Raw genomic sequence first — 406 nt, 5'->3', positions numbered from 1 at the left:
GCGGTCTCCATGGGGAACCCATCTCCACGTTACTGCGCCGGCCAATGCGCCTCTATCGTGGAAAACGCTAGTGCAGCACAGCATTTCGGCCGATATGACGACCGTACGATCGCTGCATCGCGAAGCACGGTCGTTCGGATATTGACGTGGCAAATTGCGGCTTACCCGTGTTGCCACGCCAGCCGGTAGCGCGACGGCGGCGCGCCAAGCTGGAGTGCAAATCGCCGGCTGAAATGGCTCGGGCTGGCAAAGCCGCAGCGCTCGGCAATCGTCGCCAGCGCAAGGGTGGTGGTGCGCAGCAGCGTTTGTGCACGCGCCATGCGTTGCTGCATCACCCACTCATGCGGCGCGGCCCCGAACGATGCACGAAACATCCGCGCGAAATGGAATTCCGACAGGTTGGCTT

The 406-nt window shown here is 62.6% G+C and carries 1 protein-coding gene; it reads right to left on the bottom strand.

The features are described 5' to 3' along the window. Positions 1-161: 161 nt before the first annotated feature. Positions 162-406: helix-turn-helix transcriptional regulator (locus C1I99_RS35545; RefSeq protein WP_146604132.1), on the bottom strand; the 245-nt coding region annotated here is incomplete at its 5' end.

The sequence above is a fragment of the Micromonospora deserti genome (assembly GCF_003236335.1).
In the GTDB taxonomy this organism is placed as follows: domain Bacteria; phylum Actinomycetota; class Actinomycetes; order Mycobacteriales; family Micromonosporaceae; genus Micromonospora; species Micromonospora deserti.
The sequence above is the reverse complement of the archived record's forward strand: the minus strand, read 5'-3'. Positions and strand labels throughout refer to the sequence as shown.